Origin of the sequence: Aminobacter aminovorans (genome assembly GCF_900445235.1) — a bacterium.
GTDB lineage: Bacteria > Pseudomonadota > Alphaproteobacteria > Rhizobiales > Rhizobiaceae > Aminobacter > Aminobacter aminovorans.
On sequence record NZ_UFSM01000002.1, the window covers coordinates 6,610 to 29,135 of the forward strand.

Consider the following 22,526-nt stretch of genomic DNA (forward strand, 5'->3'; position numbering starts at 1 on the left):
TCAATAGAAGGCAATGTCGTCGTCCGTGCCACGACCGGCAATGAAGCTGTTTGACTTGTCGTCGAACAGCAGCACATCGAGATCAAGATAGGGCGCAACATTGCTCTGAGCTCCGACCCTTAGAACAATATTGCCAGACCGGATGCTGCTTATGATGTCGTTCGGCGATCTCGTATCAAACGCAAGCGCTCGCAACGGAGTCAAGCCGGCCGGCGCCAGCGGCTGACTTTCGCTGTGCGTCAATGCCGACGCGTCGACAGCCTTCTTGAACTGCACGTCGACACTCGGTTTCCACACGGCAGGCTGCGCAATCGGACTGATGTTCCGCGTTGTCGTGGACATCCCCGCAGCCGGGGCGGCAGCGGCGCCTACGCGAACGACATTGGTTTGCGCAGGGTTGAGCATGCCGACGGCATTGTTGACGTGAGAACCGATGCCCATCGTCAGCGGGCTGATCCACGACCGGCCAAGCACCAGACTGCTGGACGAGGCGTCCAACGTCTGGCGCACGACATCCTGTCCACCGCCAGCCACGGCCTTGTCGCGCAAGCGGTCAAAGCCATGAATGTTGGTGCCGGTGCCGCCATTGACCGTGTCGTAGCCCGCACCGCCGGAAAGCTGATCGTTGCCTGCACCTGCCACGATGAAATCGTCGCCGAGCAAGCCGTAGAGGACGTCATCGCCGTCGTCGCCATACATCGTATCGGCGTCGATCTTGAACAGCGAAACACGCGTGACGTCGGTCGCGGCCGTTCCATGCAGATAGCCGTGGAGACCGAAGTTGTAGACGTAACGCAATGTCGAGGTCAGCGTCGCCCCCGTCTCGGCGACCGGCAGCACACGCATTTTCTCGATCATGCCTGCCTGGCCGGTCGTCTCGACGATAGGCAAGATCGCAGCAATGTCGCCGAAAACCAGGTCATTGCCGAGTCCGCCGGAGATGACATCGCTGTTGAGCACGATGAAATCGAACGCCGGACGTTGCGGCTGGCGCTTGTCTGCCGTGTCGAGCAGCCAGGAATTCACCGAACCATTGCTCGACCAGTCCCTGGTTCCGGCCGCGGCCAGCTTCGACTGCACGCCCCACGCCTCAGCCTTGGCCGTCGGGCTGCTGATATTGCCAAAGTACAGGCGATCGATCGTCTTGAAGAAGGCATCCTGCAAGCCGGTCGCAACCGCGGACTGGGTTGCCGCAGTCAGGCTGATCCCCATCATCGGTTGTTCGATCAGGCCTATATCTCCGATCAGGACATCGGCGCCGTCATTTCCGGAGATCGTGTCATTGCCGACACTCAGTCCGTAGCCCCTGCCGTTTCCGAAGAGCCAGTCACCTGACTTGTTGGTTGTGGCATCGATGGCGTGATCGCGCGCGATATGGGCAGTCAAGGCGGTCGTGCGGCTTTGATCCTGTGCTGCCAGGGCTGCATTGATGGCGTTCAGTTCGACCGTCGTCAGCCCATCGGGTCGTGGGCTCGTCGCCAAGGTGACGAGAGGCACGTTGACCAGCCCGTGATCGCCGACGATCAAATCTCCCCCGGCTCCGCCCGTGATCGTATCGTTGCCGATCAGCAGTCGATGGGTGGCGCTGCGCAACACAGTCTGGCCGGCGACGAATACCGCACCGCCCGGATTGGTCTTGGTGCCGAAATCCTGCACCACCTTTTCGCCTGCGGCGTGGGCCGTATACGACGCGTCCGCCACAACCGTATGGAAATCCATAAGCCAGTTGTGCAGCTTGAGGGCGGCGGCAGTCGAATTGGCGGCAGTGACGACAAGCTGGGTCGACGGCACCAGCACGGTGCCGCTGTCTCCGAAGATCGTATCGTCGTCGCCTTCGCCGTCGATCGTGTCCTTGCCGATTTCGACATTGACGATCGCGGCATTGGGCAGGGCGCTTAGTGCATTCTGCGCGAAGCCGAGCGACGAGAAATCGACCAGCATGTCGCGCAACGACACCGAAAGTCCCGAGATTTCCTTGTCGATGACAGACAAGCCCGTTTCGACGATTGCCCCGATGCGGCCATCGTCGCCGAAGATCGTATCCTTGCCCGCACCACCCTTGATCGTGTCGTTGCCATAGGCAATGTCGCCCATGCGCGTCACGTCACCAACGAGCGAGGCAAAGGCAACGAAGCGTTGGCTCGCCGACAAGGACAGGGTGTTTTTCGCCGAGAATTCGCCGAGGAAACCCGAAGCCGTCGGATAAAGCTCGATCTGCGGCATGGTCGTCGTAACTTCGGACGGAAGCAGGTTTGCCGCCGGCACGATCAGCTCGCCCCCGAACGGCAAGTTCACGTTGATGCCCTGCGCTGCCCCTATCACTCGGAACGCGTTGACGATCTTTGGCAGGTCGGTGTTGAAGCCGCTGGTGTTCGAGGCGCGGTCACCGAAAATCGTATCGTCCCCTGCCCCTCCGCTCAGCGTGTCGTTGCCACGCTGGCCGAAGAGCACGTCATTGCCGTCTCCACCCTCGATCGTGTCGTTGTAGGCGACTTCCAGGTCGAGGCCGATGGCCTGCGTGTTCCAGGTGCCGGAGGTGGACATGACGTTGGAGCCGTCGGTATTGCCGGCCAGACCGCCAATCAGCAGCACATCCGGCGACAGCAGTTTCATCGACAGCCCATTGCGATCAATGGTCTTGTTGGCGCTCAGCGCCACCAAGCCGGTGATCGTCGCCACTTCTTCGAGGACAACGTCGCGGTGCCAGCTGTTGTCGCTGTTGAGCACGGCAGTGCCGTTGGCGTTGAACGCCCTGAGGATCTGTCCGGCATCGCCAAGGATGATATCGTTGCCGGCGCCGCCATCGATCGTGTCAGCGCCAAGGCCACCGACGATCTCGTCGATGCCGGCATCGCCATACAGCCTGTCATTGCCACGCTGGCCAAAAATCCTGTCGTCGTCATCGCCGCCATAGATGGTATCGGCACCGCCAATTCCATCTACGAGATCAAACAGGACGACCTCGCGCAGAAGCGAAGGCAACTTGCCCGGAACCTGCGGATTGAGCTGCCAAACCGTGTTCTTCCAGCTCGTGCCCCCAACCACGCCGCGCGCGATGATGCCATTGTCGCCGACAAGCACGTCTTCGCCGGCACCGCCGATGATGGTGTCATCGCCATCGACACCGCCGAGCACATTATGGCCGCCGATGATATCGTCGTCGCCGGTACCGCCATACAGTGTGTCGTTGCCTTGCTGGCCGGCAATGATGTCGTCGCCGGCATCGCCATAGATGGTGTCGTTGCCGGCGCCCATTGCCGCCCCGACATGCACCGAAATGACGCGCTGACTTGCCGGATTTGTGACATCGAAAAGGGCGTGGTCGCCGAACAGCCGATCATTACCGGTGCCGCCGTAGATGGTGTCTGCACCTGTGCCGCCGACAACGATGTCGTTGGCACCGCCGGCGTCAATGGTGTCGCCGCCGCCATCGAGCGGGCTTATGGAGAAGCCCTTGTTGAGGTTGGCAACTGCGCCGGTGATGGTGAATTCGAGACGCGCATTGTCACCAAAGATGATATCGGCCCCGCCGGCCGTGGTGATCATATCACCAAAGGCGCCGCCAACGACGATCTGGTCGTCGCCGCCGGTGACGATCGTGTCGACCCCGCCCCTGCTGGTGTCGATCGAATAGGCAAGCGAAGGCAACGTGCCGTTGAACTCGGCATAGCCGCTGTCCCCGAACACCACGCTGCTGCCAGTACCGATCTTGATGCTGTCGCCGGCACCGCCGCCAAACACCACATGCTTGCCATTGCCCGCTTCGATGTTGTCGACGCCGTCATTCTGGTCCCAGGCACTGCGCACGGCGGCAAGCCCTCCGGCGAGGTAGATCGCCTTGCCGTTGTCGCCGAGAATGATGTGGTTGCCGCCGCCGGCCGTGATCCTGTCGCCGAACGAACCGCCCATCAGCACATGGTTGCCGCTCTGCACGACGATGGTGTCGATACCGCCATCGGCGAGATCCATCGTTTCGATGCGCAGACGCGAGCCATCGACATCAAACAGCGCCATGCCGTTGTCGCCAAGAATGACGCTGTCGCCATTGCCGGCAGTCAGGCCGTCGTCTCCCATGCCGCCGAAGATGACGTTCTTGCCCGAGCCGGCATTGATGGTGTCGTTGCCGCCCTTGGTCGGATTGCTCGTCGCAACCAACAGGACAGGACGATCACGCATCATGTCGAGCGTGCCGACCGAGAGCACCAGGTCGGAACCGTCCACTGTCGCCTTTTGCGCGATGATGCCGTGATCGCCGATGATCACGTCGTCGCTCGCACCGCTGGTGATGGTGTCGGAGCCTGCCAGTTCGGTAACCCCCTGAGCGTTGATCCCGTCATCGTCGATGGTGACAGTGCGGGTCAGGTAGCCCACGTCGAAGGCCGAGTCACCGATGATCCAGTTCTTGCCTGTACCGCCCGTGATAATGTCGTTGCCGGCGCCGCCGGCAATGAAGCTGGTGCCCTTGCCCCCGGTCAATGTGTCGTTTTCAGCGCCACCGTCGATAACCACGACGCCGGTTGCACCCGCGGCATTGATGATGTCGTTGCCGGTATTCAGGAACGAATAGGCAGTGCCGTTCGGGGTACCTGGGGTCGAGCCGTAACGCTTGCCGTCGGCGGACGTATCGCCAAACAAGACAACCGGCCCGGTGCTGCCAGTGACTGTCAACGTGTCGGCGCCACCGCCGCCATGAACTACCGTCAGCGTGTTCTGGTTGGTACTTTCGATGACGAAATTGTCGTTCGCGGTGCCGAGCAGCACTTCCACTACACCGACATTGGTGTAGGTGATGCCACGCGCCACAGCCACCGGAGGCTGGCCGTCATTGTAGTCGACCATCAGCGGGTCTGACGGCATTCCCAAGCCGGTGATGGTGTTGTGGGTCAGCACGCCACTGAGCGGCGCCTGCGCCGTATCGCTGAACAGGACGAGTTGATCGACATCGCCTGTGCCGTTCTGACCGGTGCTCACCACCACAGGATGATTGGCTTCCGTCGGCAACGCGACAGCCTTGGTGAGCGACCTGTCGGTTTCGCCGACCCCGCCAACGATGTGCAGCGGGCCCGTGATGCGGTTGAGTTCGTGCGGCTGCTGCGAGAACACCCTGATACCGTCGGGTGTGGTTTCGCCATTTTCATCGAAGACCAGATCGACCGTGACGGGCGAATCCCAGTTGCTGTCGTTGAACTCGACATAGAACCGGTTACCGTCGGCGATGACCCTTGCGTTGGTAAGCGCCCGCGCCTGGCCGTCGATGTTGATGTAGACCCTGACCGGAGCTGTAGGCTTCGCCGTCAGCACGATCTGGTAGCTGTCGGTTTCGCCCGCCTTGGAGACGGTGGTGCTGCCGTCTGTTTCGATGATTTCGACGCCTGGCGTCTCGGCATCGACGAGGTCGACATTGACCTCCTGGCTCTCCACACCTGCGTAGACGCCACCAGCCGGCTGGCTCGTCTCCACCGAATGCGCGATCCGCTGCACCATCCGGTTTTCCGGCGTGCCGTCGGCATCGGCCGTTACAGTGACGGTCTGCGCATCGTTCCAGGCAAAGATCCCGTTGGCCAGATCGGCGACCAGTCCGAACTTGATCTCCACCACGGAGAGGGTCAGCTGATTGCTGGTGGCCAGCTTGACGGTCACGATCTCGCCCGCTGCCGGCGGCTTGGTCAGCTCGACCGTGTAGCTGTCGCCAACCGCGTCGCCTTCGCGCACGCCGGTCGAGCCGCTGCTTTCGGTGATCAGAACATCCGGCTTGTCGTCGTCGATGACGGTGACCAGTACGTTGGGGATCTGATAGCCGTCGAACTGGCCTTCCGCGGTCGGCGGCAGCGGGTTGCCGTTGCTGTCGAGATGGATGACCGAATGGCTGATGGCGACGACAGCCGGCCCTTCATGGGCAGCATCATCGGCGGCCTTCACGAAGATCGTTGCGCCGGCCTGCCAGTTGCTGCCGTCGAAAGCGATCGTCAGCGATTCCGAATAGGTGACGCCATCGAGCGATACCAGGATGGTCTTGCCGCTCTTGCCGCGCAGGGCAGCGGACGCCTGGGCGGCGGAAACGGTGACATAGGCGATGGTGCCCGCCAGCGGCGCCGCCGGCAAGGTGAAGTGATAGGTGTCGAAGCTGCTGTCGCCCTCGCGCACCTTCACCCCGTCGCCAATATCGACGGCGGCAGTGCCGTCGCCCTTGGCGGTCAGGTCGAGACCACGCACGAACAGGCCGTTGTAGCGCGGGTCGGTGCTCGAAACGGTGTGGCTGACAATACCGCTGCCGCCATTGCCGTCATCCGACACGACAGTCTTGGTGACATCGCCGGCGACATTGAACGTGTCGCTGCCGAGGCCGCCGATCAGCGTGGTGACGACGTCGCTGGCCGTCGACAGGACATAGAAGGTGTCGTCGCCCTCAAGACCATCAACATCGATAGCCTCGGCATTGGCGACGCGGACCGTCAGGCCGGCGCCATAGACGCCGTCCTTGGTGATCACGAAGACATCGGCTAGCTCCGTACCCAGCACCACGACCTTGTCGAAGCCAGCACCACCATCGATGCTGACCGGCGCGTTGACATTGTATTGGATGATGTCGTCGCCGGCACCACCATTGAGCTTGACGTTGACGCCTTCGGCCAGCGCAAACGCGCGGATGACGAACTCGTCGTTGCCGTCTTCGCCTTCGAGCCGCAGGTCGGCATGGTTCGAATAGACATTGAACTTGTCGTTGCCATCGCCGCCATACAGTACCGCCGGCAAGGTGATGCCCTTCGACAGGTACCCAAGCGTTGTGTTGATTGTTTCGAAACGGTCCTCGAGCGGCGTGATGGCGTAGGTTCCGCTCGGGTCGAGCTTGCCATCGGCATCGACCTTTTGATTGCGCGAGCTGCCGAACACTTGGCCGACCTGGAAGAGGTCGTCGCCGGCACCGCCATCGACAGTCAGGATTGCCGCGTTGTCATCGAAATAGAAGCTGTCATTGCCGGCATTGCCGTTGACCAGCACGCGGCCGTTGATGCTCGCATTGTAGTTGATGCGCTCGATGGCGGGCGCATAACCGCCGGCAATCGGCCGCAGATTGGCGATGAAATTCTTGCGGAACAGGAAGGTATCGGCAAGCGCGGTACCTTCGATGGTCAGCGTGTCTTCGCCATTTGCAGCCCCGCCGCTGTCGCGAACATTCATCACATAATCGGAGGCGCCGTCGATGTTGATGATCACCGCGTCGGAACCCGCTTGCCCGTCGATCGTCAGTTCGTCGCGCAGGTCGCGTCCATTCGCATCCTTGGCGAATACCGCCTTCACCACGCCCTGATAGGTGTTCATCGTCGGCAGTTTGTCGACAACGATTTCGTCGTTGCCGTCACCGCCGCGAACGAAGCTGTTGCCGCGCAGGGCGACCACGTCGAGCAGGATATGGTCGTTGTCGCGACCACCATTGATCTCGATGGTCGGCGCCTGGAAGCTGCCGAACAGCTGGATCGTGGCGCCCGTGCCAATATCGGGGTCGGCCTCGCCCACAGGCTGGTAATCGCCTGTAATGACGATCCTGGTCTTGGCGATGATCGTTGCAGTCGCATTGACCAGCACGTCGTCGCCGGCCAACAGACGCACTTCGCCTTCGGTGGCCGTCAACGTCACGCCTGCCCCAACGATGATGTCGTCGTCGCCGCCGGCCTTGTCGGTTGCCCAGAACTCGAGTTCGCTGTCCATGACAGCACTGTTTTCGGCGATCGTGATCGGGCTGGACGCCTTGATGAAGGCGCTGCCGCCGGCATTGACGCCGGAGATATCGCTGCGCACACCGCCAACGACAAGCGCGCCGAGATTGTGGATCCAGGTGTTGCTGTCGCGCGACCAGGATTCGAGATTGCCGACCTGGGTGACGACACGCTTGTTGCCTTGGCCGATGTCGACGCTGGCAAACAGATAGGCTCGGCGCGACACCACATTGGCCAATGCGTCCGAGCGCCCATTGATCATGCTGCCATTGAGCACGGTCAGGAAGGCCACCGCGTCCTCGAAAGAGGCATTGTCGAACAGGCCTGTCTTGACCTCCCGCAGGATCATGTCGCCTGCCGCTTCGACCAGATACACGCTGCCCGTATCGGTATAGGCGCTGACCGAACCGGTTGAGGCATGGGAGCTGTCGATTTCGAGATTGTCCCCGAGCGCTCCGATGTCCATGAAGGCGCGCAAGGTGACGTGCCTGCCGATCACATCCGCCTTGGTGCGGATCGGTGTTCCATCGGGTTCGAAACCGCTGGGCAATTCAGCGTCGAGAATGGACCCGGCTGCTGCGGTCAGGCTGACATCGCCGAGGGCCGACTTGATGCCGCGCACATTCATGTCGCCATGGTTCTCAGTCAGGAAGATCGAGCCATCGGCATTGGCAATGATCGTGCCGTCGTTGAGATGGCCGGTCGAGGTATTGTTGACCGTTCCGGTGACGTCGATTTCGAGCGCGTTGGTGTCCGAGCCAATGGTCCCCGCAGCACTCAGCATGATGTGGCGCGCTTCGATCTTGGTTGCGTCGGAGCCGTTGATGGCGTCGAGGATCGAGCCGGATGTCGCCGTCAGGATGGCGTCGCCGCTGCGTGAGTAGACGGATTCCAGGCGCAGATCCGTCGACGGCGCAGTGACGCGGACATCGTCCTGTGCACGCGCGATCAGGCCGCCTTCGCCCCGCATGGCGACTGTGACCGCATTGCCAAGCTCGCCAATATGGCCCTTGCCGGCCTCGAGCAGGATATCGCGGCCATCGAGATTGACCCCAGCACCTGCGGACAGGCCATTGGTAAGGTTGCCGTCGACCTTGATGCGAATCGTGTCGCCTGCCACGGTGCCATCGCCGGCGACGATGTTGCCAAGCTTGATGCTGCCGGCCGAGCCAAGATAGACGGCTTCGCCAGCCTTGACCGTCACCAGGTCGGTCGCGGCGATGTCGACATCTTCCCGACGATTGACGATCACCTTGGTGATGCGTCCCTGGGTATCCATCGGATCGTCGAGCACTGCACCGATGTTGACCGAGCTGCCGAGCTCGACAGTCAGCATTTCGCCATCGGCGAGCGTGATGGTGTTGCCGCTCACCGACTTCACGGTGAAATAGGCACTGTCTTCGGTCGCGTTCTGCGTCTTGCCGCCGATGTAGATGAGATCGCCGGCCTTGAACATGCCGGCGGGCCAGGTACCCGCGATCAGCTTGATCGTGCCATTGTTGCCGATATTGCCGAAATTGACCTTGGCCTGTTCGACAAAGGCGCTGGCGAACTGGGCGACGCCGATCTTGAGGCCGGTCGCGGTTTCCGTACTGACCGAGTGGCCTTCGATGAGGGTGATCTTGTTGCCGACGACCTTGTCGATCTTGAGATAACCGCCGCCTGTGCCGTTGGCAGCACTGCCCTCGACATAGATCAGATCGCCAGCCTTGAACACGGCCGGCCAGTTGCCGCTTGCCAGCGTGATCGTTCCGCGCCCTGCCTCGGTCGCGAAGCTGACATTTGCGCCTGCCAGGAACTTGGTCGCATCGCTGCGGCCGGTTTCGTAGCCCGAGATGAAGACGACGTCCTGGCGCTCGGCGGCGGCAAGGGCCACCCGCTCATCGTCGCTCAGGGTGACCTGCTGGCTGCCATTGCCGAGGTCGATGACGGTATCGCCCTGGACACTGCCTACCGACTTGAAGGTTTCGATTGTGATCTTCTTGGCAGTGATGTTGCTTTGTTCGTCGACGATTTCGGTGTCGCTCACCGACTTGGTGAGGCCCGCACCGAATGCGTGCAAGAGCTCGTCTTCTGTCCAGACCTTGACGGTCGCCTTCAGCGCATCCGCCTTCGCCCCCACGGCAAAGAGCATCTTCTGGCCGGTCCAGGCGGTGTCTTCTGCGCTCTCGCCGAGGCGTCCGAACATCTTGTGCAGGTCGTGATAGTCGGCCGTCTTGCTGGCCGAAAGGGCATCGACCGCCGCATCCAGCCTGCTGTCGACATAGTCGTCCAGCCCGTCGAGGATATAGTCGCCGATATGTTCGCCGACATATGGATCGATCCTGTCCTCCACATAGGCGGTCAGGTAATCCTCGAGCGCCTGCCCGGTCAGCGGGGTTTCCGATGCCAGGTTGAGCGCCTCGGCTTCGGCGCGCAGATCGACAAGCCCCTGTGTCCGAAGCGCAGTCAGACCTTCTGCCCGCAAGGCATTGATGCCCTGGACGCGCAGTTGCTCACGCAGGACGTCGGTCTCGGCTGTCGAAACGCCGACAACGAAATTCGGATTGTAGACGGTGGGATTGGCCTGGCCGTTGCGATAGCTCCAATACAGCTCATAGGCGGCATCTATGTCGGTGCGCCTGATGTCGCCATAGCTTTCGTAGGTCTGCTTCAGCAGCAGATACTGGGCGGTACGGCTCGCTTCCAGCGTGTCGATCGCGGCCTGAAGATCGGCCGGCGCATATTGCAACGCCAGCTGATCCTTCTCGGCCTGGCTCAGCCGCACCGAAGTGCCGTCATAAGCCTGGCTGAAGCGCCAGTAAGTCTGGTACTCGGCGCGCTTGCTCGTCTCGTAGCCAAGCAGCAGGCTGTCGATCTTGGCCTGTGCGCCGGTGCCGGTGGTCAGCTGCAGGTCGGTCCACACGCCATTCTTCAGTTCTTCGTAGGCGCGTTCGTCCTTGACCGTCACATTGTCGGCATCGAGCAGCGAACCGGCCGCCACCTTGATGTAGACATTGCCGGCGCTCTCGACACGCTCAATCCGCATGTCGCCGGCCTGTTCAGTCACGAAAACATTGCCCTGGGCGATGATGTTGACCCGGTCGCCGTCGGTGTTTCCGGAATCCAGCATGAGCGTGCGAGCGGTGCTGTTGCCGATGCCGCCAAGGGCGCCGGAGGGCAGCGTGCCGGCGGCACCGACATAGTGGTCGGCAACCAGCTTGATGCTGCCGCCCTTCACCAGGCCAGGCAGATAGGTACCGCCGGGACCGTCGGCAACGACGATGCCGGCATGGGCCGAGAGATAGACATCGCCCTGTGTCGCCTCCACCGTGTGGATCGACATGTCGCCCGACTTTTCGTTGATGCGGATGTCGCCGCGGCTCGACGTCGCCTTGAGATAGGCATAGGCGGTCGTCGGCTGGCTCGCGCCCTTGAAGCCGTCCGGATACTGGTCGACGAGATCGATCTGCATGGCGAAGACGCCGGCACCGATACCGTCATCCGCATCGAGATCGATGCGCACGCCTTGCACAACGGAGTTCTCGTTGGTCGCCTCGATGACCGTCTGCGAGATGATCTGTGTCAGGCCGGTGTCATTGAGAATGCCGCCCTCGATAAGCACCTTGCCGGCGCCAGTCGAGTTGATCTTGATCGTGGCTTCCTCGTAACCCAGGAACTGGATCGAAACCGGACGATCGGCCTCGATCGTGTGCGTCGCGACGGTGCGCGAACTCGTCTCGGTGATGTACTCCTGGTAATAGGTCTTCTTTCCATACCAGGTACTTGTCGTCCATTTGTTGCCTGTCACCGTCGTCGAGTTCAGCACAGACGTCTTCGACCCGAAGTCGTAAGCGGCGCTGACATTGCTCTCGAAGAAATAGTCACTGCCCGGAACCAGGGTCGGCTCCTGGAGCACCTCGCGGACACTGCTGCGCAGCGCATCGGGATCCTTCGCAAGGGCATCGATGCCGATCCACGAGGAGGTACCGTATGTATTGGTGACGCGATCTTTCTGAACACTGGCGACCGACCAGCCATAACGCCAGCCTTCCTTGATCGCATAGTTCTGCGAGAAGTCGAACGCACCGTCATAGTTCGTCGCCGCGCCGAGAACTCCTGCGCCCAGCACCGACACCATCTTCTTGTTAGGCTGCGCGTTGCCGCTCGTCGGCGATCCGGTCGGGGCGACCGTCTGCGGCACGAACTGCGTCACGCGCACATCGACGCTGCCGTCGGCGCGGGTCTGGTACCAGGTCTGGGTGTAGCTGCCCTCGACCGCGGAGCCATTCTGCGTGGCCGGCTTGGCCTTGTCGTTGAGGATGATCGTACCGGCGCCACGCTGCGTGACGTCGATGCGCTGGATCACCACGTCGTAGTCGGTCGAGTTGTTGACCGTCACGTTGACATAGCCGCCAAGCGCCTTGATCGCTCCGTTGCCGGTGTTCATCATCTTGCCGGTGATGGTGATCGAACCGCCGGGAGTACGGAACTCCTGCAGAAACACGCGATTGTTGGCTGAATCCCAGAACGCCTTGAATTCGTTGAACGAAGCTGTCTTGAGCGCGATCAGCCCCGGCTGCAACTTGCCACTGGCGATATCCTTCTTGATCTGCTCGATCTCGGCCTGCGTCGTTGCGTTGATGTTGAGGACGTAGTCTTCGTAGCCGCTCTGGATCAGGCCGTTGAGGTTGATGTATTCGGCATTGATCGAAATGCGGCTGGCATAGATACCCTTGACCGGGAGCTTCGCGATCTCGTTCGCGGCGTCGGTCGAGCTCGCCTGCCCCATGCCGCCGCCGGTGATCTGCTTCCACGACGCATACGGGTCGCCGCCGCTATGCAGCACGCTGCCCGGCGGCAGGTCGATCACCACCATGCCGAAGGTGATGATATCAAGCGAGGCGCTACGAATGTTGCCATTGATGGTGATGTCGCCGGAACCGACGGAATTATCGATCTTGACGTTGGCAGTGATCGCGTCGATGTCGCCCGAGATGACGATCGCCGGCCACGGGCTGGGGTCATTGCCCTTTTCCCAGCTGTTCTTGATCAAGACATTGGCGGCAACCGAGGTGCCCTCGGTCCTGGTGATCGTCAGGTTGGTGCCGACCGACGAATAGACAAAATACGGATCGTTGCCGCGATTTGCCGCGTTGTCGACCGCGACATTGGCAAGGTTACGCGCGATCACCGTGGCGTTGGGGCCGGTCGCCGCATTGTAGTCCGAAATCTTGTCCTGGAAGCCGTTGAGGAAAACACCACCGTTGTTTTCAGGGATGTAGATCCCGGCGATGTTGAGGAAGGCCTTGGTCTTGTTCTCGATTGTCACCTTGACGTCGCCGGGCGCGTCGAGCTTGCCATTGCCCTGGAGTACGTCTGCGCGGATATCGATATAGCCGGCGGCAGCGTAGATCGGCGCGACGGTGATGGTCAAAACGTTCTTCTTGATCGGCACCAGCACTTGCGGCGGGGTGCCCGAGCCAGTGTAGTTGGGATCGTCCTTCCATTCGGCCAGGCCGAGGAACAACAACTCCCGCTCGAGCCGCCTGATCTCGCCATTGTAGAACGCCACCAGATCGGCGTTGCCGCCGTATTCGGCCATCTTCTCGCGGGCTTTTTCGATCTCGCTGAAATAATTGGACTGCAGCGGCTCCTGGCCAACTCCCAGCGAGACATTTGCAGCACCCGAGCCGTCGGCCTCGCCACCATGATAGATGACGGTGGGATTGGCTGTCGTGCCGCCGATGCTGTCGATGACGATGTTGACGGTGCGGTTGATGCCGGTCTGAACCGTGCCGTCCACGGTGACCACGGCGTGCGCCTCGGTATGGGCCGTGCCGTCGAACTGTTCGTGCGCCTTGCCGCCGAGCGCGCTGTCGATCGCCCCCATCAGCGACGACGCCCAGTTCACCGCCTTGCCCTGCGCGGTCATCTGCGCCAGGCCGAAACGGTCGGCAAACAGCCTGACGTTGCCGCCGGAGCGCACCAGAGCCTGCGCGCCTATGCTGATGTTGTTCGACTGGAACAGGAAGACATCGGCGGTCACGTCGTCGATCGGAATGGGGCTGCCGGCAAATGTGTCGGCATAGACGCCGAGCTTGTATTGGTCATGGTTGAAGTTGGCGTCCATGCCTACGAGCATGTTGACGTCGCGCAGCGCCTCGATCGTGGTGCCGCGGCCGACCACGATGTTGTTGTCAGGGCTGAGCTTGATCGTTGCATTGGCGACCGAAACGGTGACGCCGCCGTAATTGTCGACGCTGGCGTCGACGCGCGCATCGGCATGGGTGTTGGCGGCGAGATCGATCTGGCCGGCCGTCTTGAGCATCACACCATTCGAAGACGCCGATGCAGGATTGGTCCCCAGTTGCACGGTGGCGTAGAGGTTTTCGGCATCGAAAATGCTCTCGGCACCGATGCCGGATCCGAGACCGCCGCCCTTGTAGGCCACGCCTTCACGATAGAAGATCTTGTTCATCGCCTTTAGCGAGAACTCGCCGGCTTCGAGCGAGCTGCCCGTGACGGTGAGCCTGGCGTTGTCGTTGACGGTGATCTTGGTGTTCAGCGTCAGATGGGTTTCGCTTGTCACCCCGGCACCAGTGAACAGGCCTCCGGTGCTGCCATCGACATTGCCGCCAATGCTTGGCTTGTCGAAGCGATTGACCGCGCCTATGGCGATGGCCCCCGCGTTAACAACGGCGCCAGCGCCGATTACGGCGTCGACATCCGAACGGATCCAATTGTCTGCCTCCGCTCCCGACCCGGCGAGCAATCCGTAGGCGCTCGTCTTGATCGAGATGTTCGCCCGCGTCAGGTGATCGGCGTTGACCGTCAGGCGTCCGGCCTTGGTCTTGTAGAGTTCGAACCCGAGATCGGTCTCGCCCACGCGCTGCGTTGCGGCCTTGGTCAGATTGACCGTAGCCGACGCGCCCAGCACGGCCTGGGTGTAGGCGCGCGTCTCGGTTATCGCCTGCGCAGATGCTCCGGCAACGAGGCCACCGGAACCCGGATTGGCGCTGGCAAAGTTGTCGTCCGACCCAAGTGCCGAGATGGTGAGGCTCCCGGCATTGATGATGGTCGAAGCGCCGACCTGGGCAAGCGTATTGGCGATATCCACGCCACCCTGCTGCCTGGGCAGCGACTTTGCCGTCGCCTTGGTGGCACCAGCGGCAACGAGCCCATAGGCGGCACTGTCGGATTCCGCCTTCTGTCGGCTGTCGTTCTGGGCCGCAACGCTGACGGCGCGCGCCGCAGTGATGGCAACGCTTGCGCCGATGAGCGCCTGGACGGTGCTGGTGTTGAGTGCCTCGGTGATTGTTGAATCGACGCCGATCAAGCCGCCAGCCAGACCCTGGGCTTTGGCTGCCGCGGTGTCGCCGCTCGACGGCAGCGTCTGCGCCGCTGCAATGCGGAGATTATCGACGGTGTAGGTCGACGTCGAAGTGGTCGCGCTGACCCGCGTACCCACGATCGACTTGGCTTCGGATACGCCAACCGCCAGTGTGCCGGCATTGACGCCCTTGGCCTCGGAATAGGCTTTCGGCGTTGCCACCGCTTCGACGACGACATCGCGCGCCCTGACGGTCGAGCCGTCGACGCTGGCGGAGACTTGGTTGTCGATCTGGGAAATGGCCGAGGCGCCTGATGCGGCAACACTGATCAGGCCGACCGCCAGCGCAATCGCGTCGACCATCGTGCTGACGGTCGTGGTATCTCGCGCCGAAACCGTGACGTCGCCATTGACCTGGAGGACGCTCGACGCAATCCACGACGTCGTGGTCGAAGTCACCGTGTTCTTGGTGATCGCGCCGCCGCCGGAAATGGCGCCACCAATGCCGATTGCGGCCGACACCGAGGCCATGACCGCGTTGGAGGTCAGCGTGGCGTTGGACAGTGCTGCAATCTGCAGCGAGCCGGTTCCAACTGCATAAGCGGGCATGACGCGGTCGTAGACGGCCGGGACATAGACGCCGTTGAACACATTGCCCGTGCCGGGCCGCGGCGTGCTCGCAAAGCCGCGGTAGATGAAGCCGTTCGACTGGACCGGAATGTTTCCCGTCACCACGACATTGGCCGCACTGGCCAGATAGGCGACAACATCGTTGTCGATCAGGTTGACCGCTTCGGCAACGCCGATGGAAACCGCGCCCGCACCGAGGCCGATGGCCAGCGAGACAGCGGCTGCACCGGCAAATGCGTTGATCGTCGATTGGTCCTGGGCGCCGATGTCGAGCGTTGCGACCTTGATCAGGTTGCTGGCGCCGTCGCCGTCGACATAGGCCTTCACCTCCGCCGCAACCTTGTTTTTGGTCGACGCGCCCGCTCCGGCAAGTCCGAAGGCGAACTTGCCGGCGGAAACCGCAACCGCGCCGGCCGCAACCGTGGCGTTGATGGTCTGGTTGGAGTTCGCCTTGACCGCGACATCGCCCCAGCTGTCGACGCTGGTTTCCTTGAGATAGGCAAGCACTTCGACGGGCATCCGCGTGCCCGCATGGTTGAAGCCGATATTGTTGTAGGCAATGCCCGCACCGACTGACGCCTGGACCGCAACGCCACCGACGGCGACGCCTGCTGCGACCGCGCCCACCAAGGCGGTGATCGTCGAGGTGTTCGAGGCGTCGACGGCGATGTCGCCGCCAGATTTGAGCAGGCTGTTTTCGGCAAAAGCGCGGGTGCCGCCCAAGATGACGTTAGACGCACCGGCACCACCGCCGGAAACCGCAACACCGACCCCGCCACCAGCGACCGACACGGCCGCTGCTACGGAATCCGCCTTGATGGTCGCTTCCTGGATGGCACGGACGGTAATCGAACCTGGGGTGGCAGCCGTGCCGGGATCGTTCTGCAGCACGAACTGCGCGTTGTAGACCGGATCGTGTACCGGGATGTCGGTGACGGCGACGTCGGCATAACGGAGATAGGCGTTGACGTCGTTGGCGATCGTGTTCTTGGCGATCGATATGCCGACCGCGACACCGACGCCAACCGAGCCAACCGCACCGGCGACCGCTGCGGCCCCTGCTAGGGCGTCGATCTTGGCCTTGTTCCTGGCCTCGACAAGCAGGTTGCCGGCGCGGATCACGGCGAGGTCATTCGACTTGCCGGTGATCATGGCATCGGTGGCGACCGCGATCATGTTTTCGGTATAGACGCCGGATCCGCCGACGCCGACACCGACGCTACCACCGGCCAGCGCCACGGCGCCGGCCAGAACCATGGCCTTGATTTCCTGCTCGGAGCTGGCCTTGACCGACAGCGTGCCTCCAGCCGTGACATCGCTTTCGCCGATATAGGCGCGGACGCCGCTGGCGCCATTTGCCCGCAAGACGGGCGAGACGAAGACATCGGCTTCATTGCTGTTGGGAATGACCGGCACGTCCCAGTCGCCGATCCGGTTGATGGCGACCGATATGCCGATGGCCGCACCGACGCCTGTGGAACCGGCGCCCACTGCGGCTGAAAGGGCCGCAATGATTGCTTCGACCTTGGCCGTCGACAGCGCTTCGACTGTCACTGCGCCCTGGCCGTTCACCCTGCTGTTGAAGATGACGGCATTGGTGTCTGTATCGATGGTGTTCTTGGCGACCGCGCCGGCGCCCGAAATGGCGATGCCGGTCGAGCCGATGCCGGCCGCGAACGACGCCGCGACCGACTCGGTCTTGATCTTCGACGAATCCTTGGCCCGGATCACCAGGCCCGACGTGGTCGCCTTGACCTCGTCATTCGCATTGCGGATGCCCGCATAGATGTCGTTGCTGATCGTGTTTTCGGCGTAAGACAGCCCGATAGAGACGCTGACGCCGGTGCTGCCCACCGCAAAGGCGATCGAGGCGGCGCCAACGAATGCCGAGATGTCGGACTTGTCTTCCGCGGTGATCAGCATCGAGGCGGCGTTCACGCCGGCCGTCACGCCTTGCCCGACATCTGTCGTGCCATCGCCGTCGACATAGGCCTGGGTTGCCACCGAAATGACGTTGCTCGCCCCAGCCCCTGCGCCGCTCGCCGCGACACCCGTCGAGCCGCCGGCAATCGCCACCGAACCGGCGGCAACGATGGCGTCGATGTCCTGGCTGGACAAGGCTGTGACGCTAAGCGCACCCGACGACTTGACGGCGCTGTCCTTGATGAAGGCAAGGACCTTGCTGCGGTCGCCCGCACCATTGCCGATCTTGTTGATGGCAACGGCAACCCCGATCGACGCGCCGATGCCGGTCGAACCTATGCCGACGCCAGCCGATGCGGCAAGCACGGTGGCCGTAATCTTCTGCTCGGCCGACGCCTCGACTGTGATGGCGCCGCTCTTGGTGATGATGCTGTTGCTGATCGATGCTTCGGTATCGACGTCGATCTCGTTCTTGGCGGTCGCACCTGCGCCGCTGAAGCTGATCGAACGCCCACCCGAAATCGTAACCGACGCAGACGCGGCAACGGCGATTGCCTGGACTTCAGCCTTGTTTTCCGCATCGACGACAATGGCGCCATCAGAGCTGATGGTGGCGTCGCCGACCTTGGCGGCGACGCTGCCCTTGATGTCGTTGAAGGCAATGTCGAGGCCGATCGACACGGCGACTGCATTCTTCGAGGAGAACGAGGCGGCGATCGTGGCCGCTGCCGAGAGCGACTTGATCTTGCTCAGATTTTTGGCGTCGACGACGATGCCGCCGGAACGTGCGGTGATGCTTGAGTGGCCTCCGGTGCCGCCATCGATAGCGGCGATCGTGTCGGCGGCGATGCTGTTTTGGACAAACACGCCACCGGCGCTGAATGCGGTTGCGCCGCCGGAGCCCGCCAGGCCAATGGCGACCGATGCTGCCACCGTGGTTGCGTCGATAGTCTGGCTCGACGTCGCCAGCACAGAGACCTTGTTGCCAGTGACGGTGGCATTGCTGATGCGCGCGTCGGTCTTGAGCGGCTTGGCGACACCCGCCTGTGTGATGCTGCCGGTGTAGCCGATATAGTTGAAGGCCAGCACGATGCCGACGGCCACGGCGGTGCCCGAGCCGGAGAAGCCGCCGGCGATCGAGGCCGCGGCAGCCGCAATGGTAGCATCGATGTCGGCGCTGTTGGTCGCCGAAACGGTGACGCCATCGCCGGCCGCATTGCCGGAGGCGTTGACGTCGCTGGCCGAAATCAGCGCTTCGACCCCGCCCACGATGGTGTTGAAGGCAATGGTCCCGGCAACACCGACGGCAAGACCCTTGCCGGTGCCGGCAGCGACCGACACCGCGGCCGCCGCGGCGGTCGCGTCGATCTTGCCTGCCTGGGTCGCTTCGACCCTGACGCTTGCCGCATCGAGGTCCGTGACGCCGTCGATCAACGCCTTGACCCTTGCATCGATGGCATTGCGCGACACCACCGGCGCAATCGACACGGACTTGCCGTCCGGGTTCTGTCCGTAGGTGTAGTTGATGGCAATGACCGGAGCCACGACCTTCGACGTGATGCTGCTGGTGTTGGTGGCGCTGACCGTGAAGCTTCCGTCAGCATCGATGTCGGCGGAACTGGTCACCGACGCTTCGACGACCGCATAGACGCGGTTCAGCGCAAACACACCGCCAACACTGACGGCGTTCGGCGCACCGCCGCGCAAGGTCTTGACGTAATTGGAGATTTCCGAAGTGATGACCTGGCTCGCCTTGGCCGAAACCAGGACGTCCCCGGTCATGTCGATCTTCGAATTGGTGACCAGCGCCTGGATCTGAGCATTCGGATCGAGGCCTGAAATCGCTCCAACGAGATCGGTGCCGAGCAGCGTGTCGACGGTGTTGAAGAGGAAGTTCTGGCCGGCAAGGCCTACGGTGTTGAAGGCCAGGGTGATGCCGGCGGCAACCTGCTTGGCGATGGTATCCGCGTCGATGGTTGCCTTGATCGTGGCGCCGCCTTCGGCGAGCACATCGAGATCAGCGCCGGTGACGTCGCTGTCAGTGACAGTCGCCTTGGCGTAGTTCAGCACGTTGTTGGTGGCAATCACGCCATTGATGGCAATCGACTTGCCCTTGGCGCTGCCGGTCACTTCGACCCGCGCCTTGACGTCGGCGATGATCTCGCTCGTCTGCTTGGCCGAAACGAGCACATTGCCGGTGGCATTGACGTCGGCATTCAACAGCTTGGCGGTCGCGCCGCTGTCGATGTCGTTGCGGATGACAAGCGCGCCGACGCCGATGGCGCTGCCGCCGGCAAGGCTCGGCACAAGGTTGTCGTTGATGAAGTCGATGACGTCGTTGACGATGTATTTCGACCAGCCGGCACCGGTGAAATTGTCGAAATTGATCGTCGATCCGTCCGCGCCATCGAACTCCCACAACTCACCCGCCTGCGGGCCGCCAGGGATGCTGGTGTCGATATAGATCAGGTCGCCATTGTTGACAGTCTGGGTGCCGGACTTGGTTGTGAACTGGTAATTGCCGAACGCCGACTTGGCGAGATTGGCAACGACGCTGATGCCGTAGTCGTTCTTGATCAGGGTAAGCGCCTTGATCTCCCCTTTCGAGGTGATCGAGGCATCGTCGGTCGCCTTGACCGTCACGCCGACCGCATCGACGTCCGCGGTCGCATTGCCCGAGTTGTCGATATAGGCCTTGGCCTCGCTCGCCACCTTGTTGGAGGCGATGACGAAGCCGAGCGCCTTGCCATCGGTGCCGCTGATCGACGTCGATTCCGACGTCACCTCATTGCCGACCTCGGCATCGATGCTGGTACGGTTGTCGGCCGTCACCGACAGGTTTCCACCTGCCGAAATGTCGGAATTGACGATACCGGCTTCGGTAAAGGACGGATTGCGCCCGCCGAATGCGTCAGCGATCAGGTCGTCACCCAACAGCGCGTCGACGCCGTTGAACAGAACATTGGTCGGATTCCAGCCGATGGTGTTGAAGGCAAGGGTGACGCCGACAGAGTCGCCGCCCGTCGTGTAGGCCGAACTCTTGGTGTCGGCATCGATGCGCGAGACGTTTTCCGCCGAAACGTTGACGTCTCCGCCGGCGGTGATCGTTGATCCGGAAATCTTGGCGACAGCGCTGCTCTGCACCAGATTGGTGGCGATTGTGCCATTGATCGACAGCACCTTGTCGGTGTTGTTTTCCTGGCCTTCCGGTGTCGTGTCGGCTGCCGGGTCAGCTGGCGAGCCGGGCTTGTGCTTGGTACCAGGGTTGGTGTCGGCAGCGCCCGTCTTCTTGTCGCCGTCCCAGTCGACCGAACTGCCGCCCGATGCCGAGATTGCGCTGTCGACCTTGGCGGTCATGACTGCGCTTTCCAGCGCCAACACGCCCACATCGCCGGCGGTCGCCGTCACATTGGCGTTGGTGATGGTCGCCGACGATCCGCCGCGCACGTCGTTCATCACGACCAGCCCGCCGACCGCCTTCGACGGCGACGCCGACAGATTCAGTTCCTGCAAAAGGACTGTTGCTTCGGGCGCTTCCTTCCACAGGCCGAGATCGGTGAAATCGGTCTGCGTAAGGTCGATATCCTGTCCGAGCGCATTCGAGCCCATGAAGACATAGATGCTGCCGGCGTTGCCGCCGACCTTGGTCCAGTCGGGGCCAAGATTGGCCTCGCCACCCGCCACCAGCGCTTCGAGATCGATGATCGCGTCGTCGCCATTGTATTGGTAAATCGCGCCGGCATCGTCGCCGACGCCTTCGAAGCGGATGGCATCGCCATTGCTGATGGGGAATTTCGACGGCGGCAGAACATTGTTGAGATCGATCGCGATGCTGCCGAGATAGTCGTCGGCGATGCGGATGCGGTCGCCAAACTTGATGTCGCGGATCTTGGTGCCCCCGGCGTCGGGCCGGGTGTCGTAGTCAGCCGGAAACAGGTCGTTGAGCGTTTCCTGGATGATGCCGGCGCCACCGTCATTGGTCACCGTCGTCGACGCCACCAGCTTCGCATTGGAATAGATGCCGACCGCATCGTCGGCGATCACCGACACGCCGTTGGCGGCCTTGATCGTCTTGCCCGTGGTGCCCGAATTGTCGATCGTCGCCTTGGCTGCACCCGAGACCTTGTTGGATGCGATGATGGCGCCGTAGGAGGCACCAGAAGCGCCTTTCAGCGCCGATGTGTCGGTTACCGCCGCATTGCTGACGGTGGCGTTGATCTGGGCATCGGACTCCGCCGAAACACGGATCTTGTCACCTGCGTCGACCGTGCTCTTGAGGATGGAGGCCGTGGCATCGGCGCCGATGTTGCCGTCGAAAGCATTGTCGGCGAGATAAGGAGCGCCAACGAGCGTGTCGAGCGTGTTGAAGAGCAGGTTCTGCGCTTCCCAGCCGACGGAATTATAGGCGAGCGAGATGCCGACCGAGGTCGCGGCCGAATTGCCCGACGAATAGAGCCGCGCGTCGATGCGCGCCTCGTTTTCGGCCGTAACCGTGACATTGCCGCCAGCCTTGATGTTGCTGCTGGCGATGCTGGCAATGGTTTTGCCAAGCACGACATTGGTGACGATCTGGCCGTTGAAGCCCAGCACCTTGCCGGTACCGTTGATGCTGCTGCCGCCTGAGGCAGTGACGGTGCTGGTGGTATAGGCGGTGATTGTCGACGCGCCTGTCGCCGCGACATTGACCGCGCCGCCGGCCTCGACCTTTGCGCCCTGTATATAGGCATGCGCGTTGCCACGTGTATCGTTATAGGCGATCGTCAGGCCAATCGCCTTGGCGTTGGTGGTAACGATATTGCCGAGTTCGGGGAAGAATATGTCCTTGAAATCGGACGTCCTGAGCTGCTTCCATTGCAGGATGTCGCCGTAGTCGACATCAGTCAGGTCGGCATTCGCCAGTGGCGTTTCGCCGATGTATTCGTAGACCTCACCGGAATTGACGTCCA

The 22,526-nt window shown here is 62.1% G+C and carries 1 protein-coding gene (running past one end of the window); it reads right to left on the reverse strand.

Features of this window, described 5'->3' with window-relative positions:
- A protein-coding gene (locus DY201_RS24690) for an LEPR-XLL domain-containing protein (protein WP_115733991.1) crosses the window boundary here: on the reverse strand, positions 1-22,526 show its 3' portion. The gene runs 5,932 nt beyond the window's last position; only the last 22,526 of its 28,458 coding nucleotides appear in the window; its start codon lies off the right edge, out of view — the gene reads right to left on this strand; it ends in the stop codon at positions 1-3.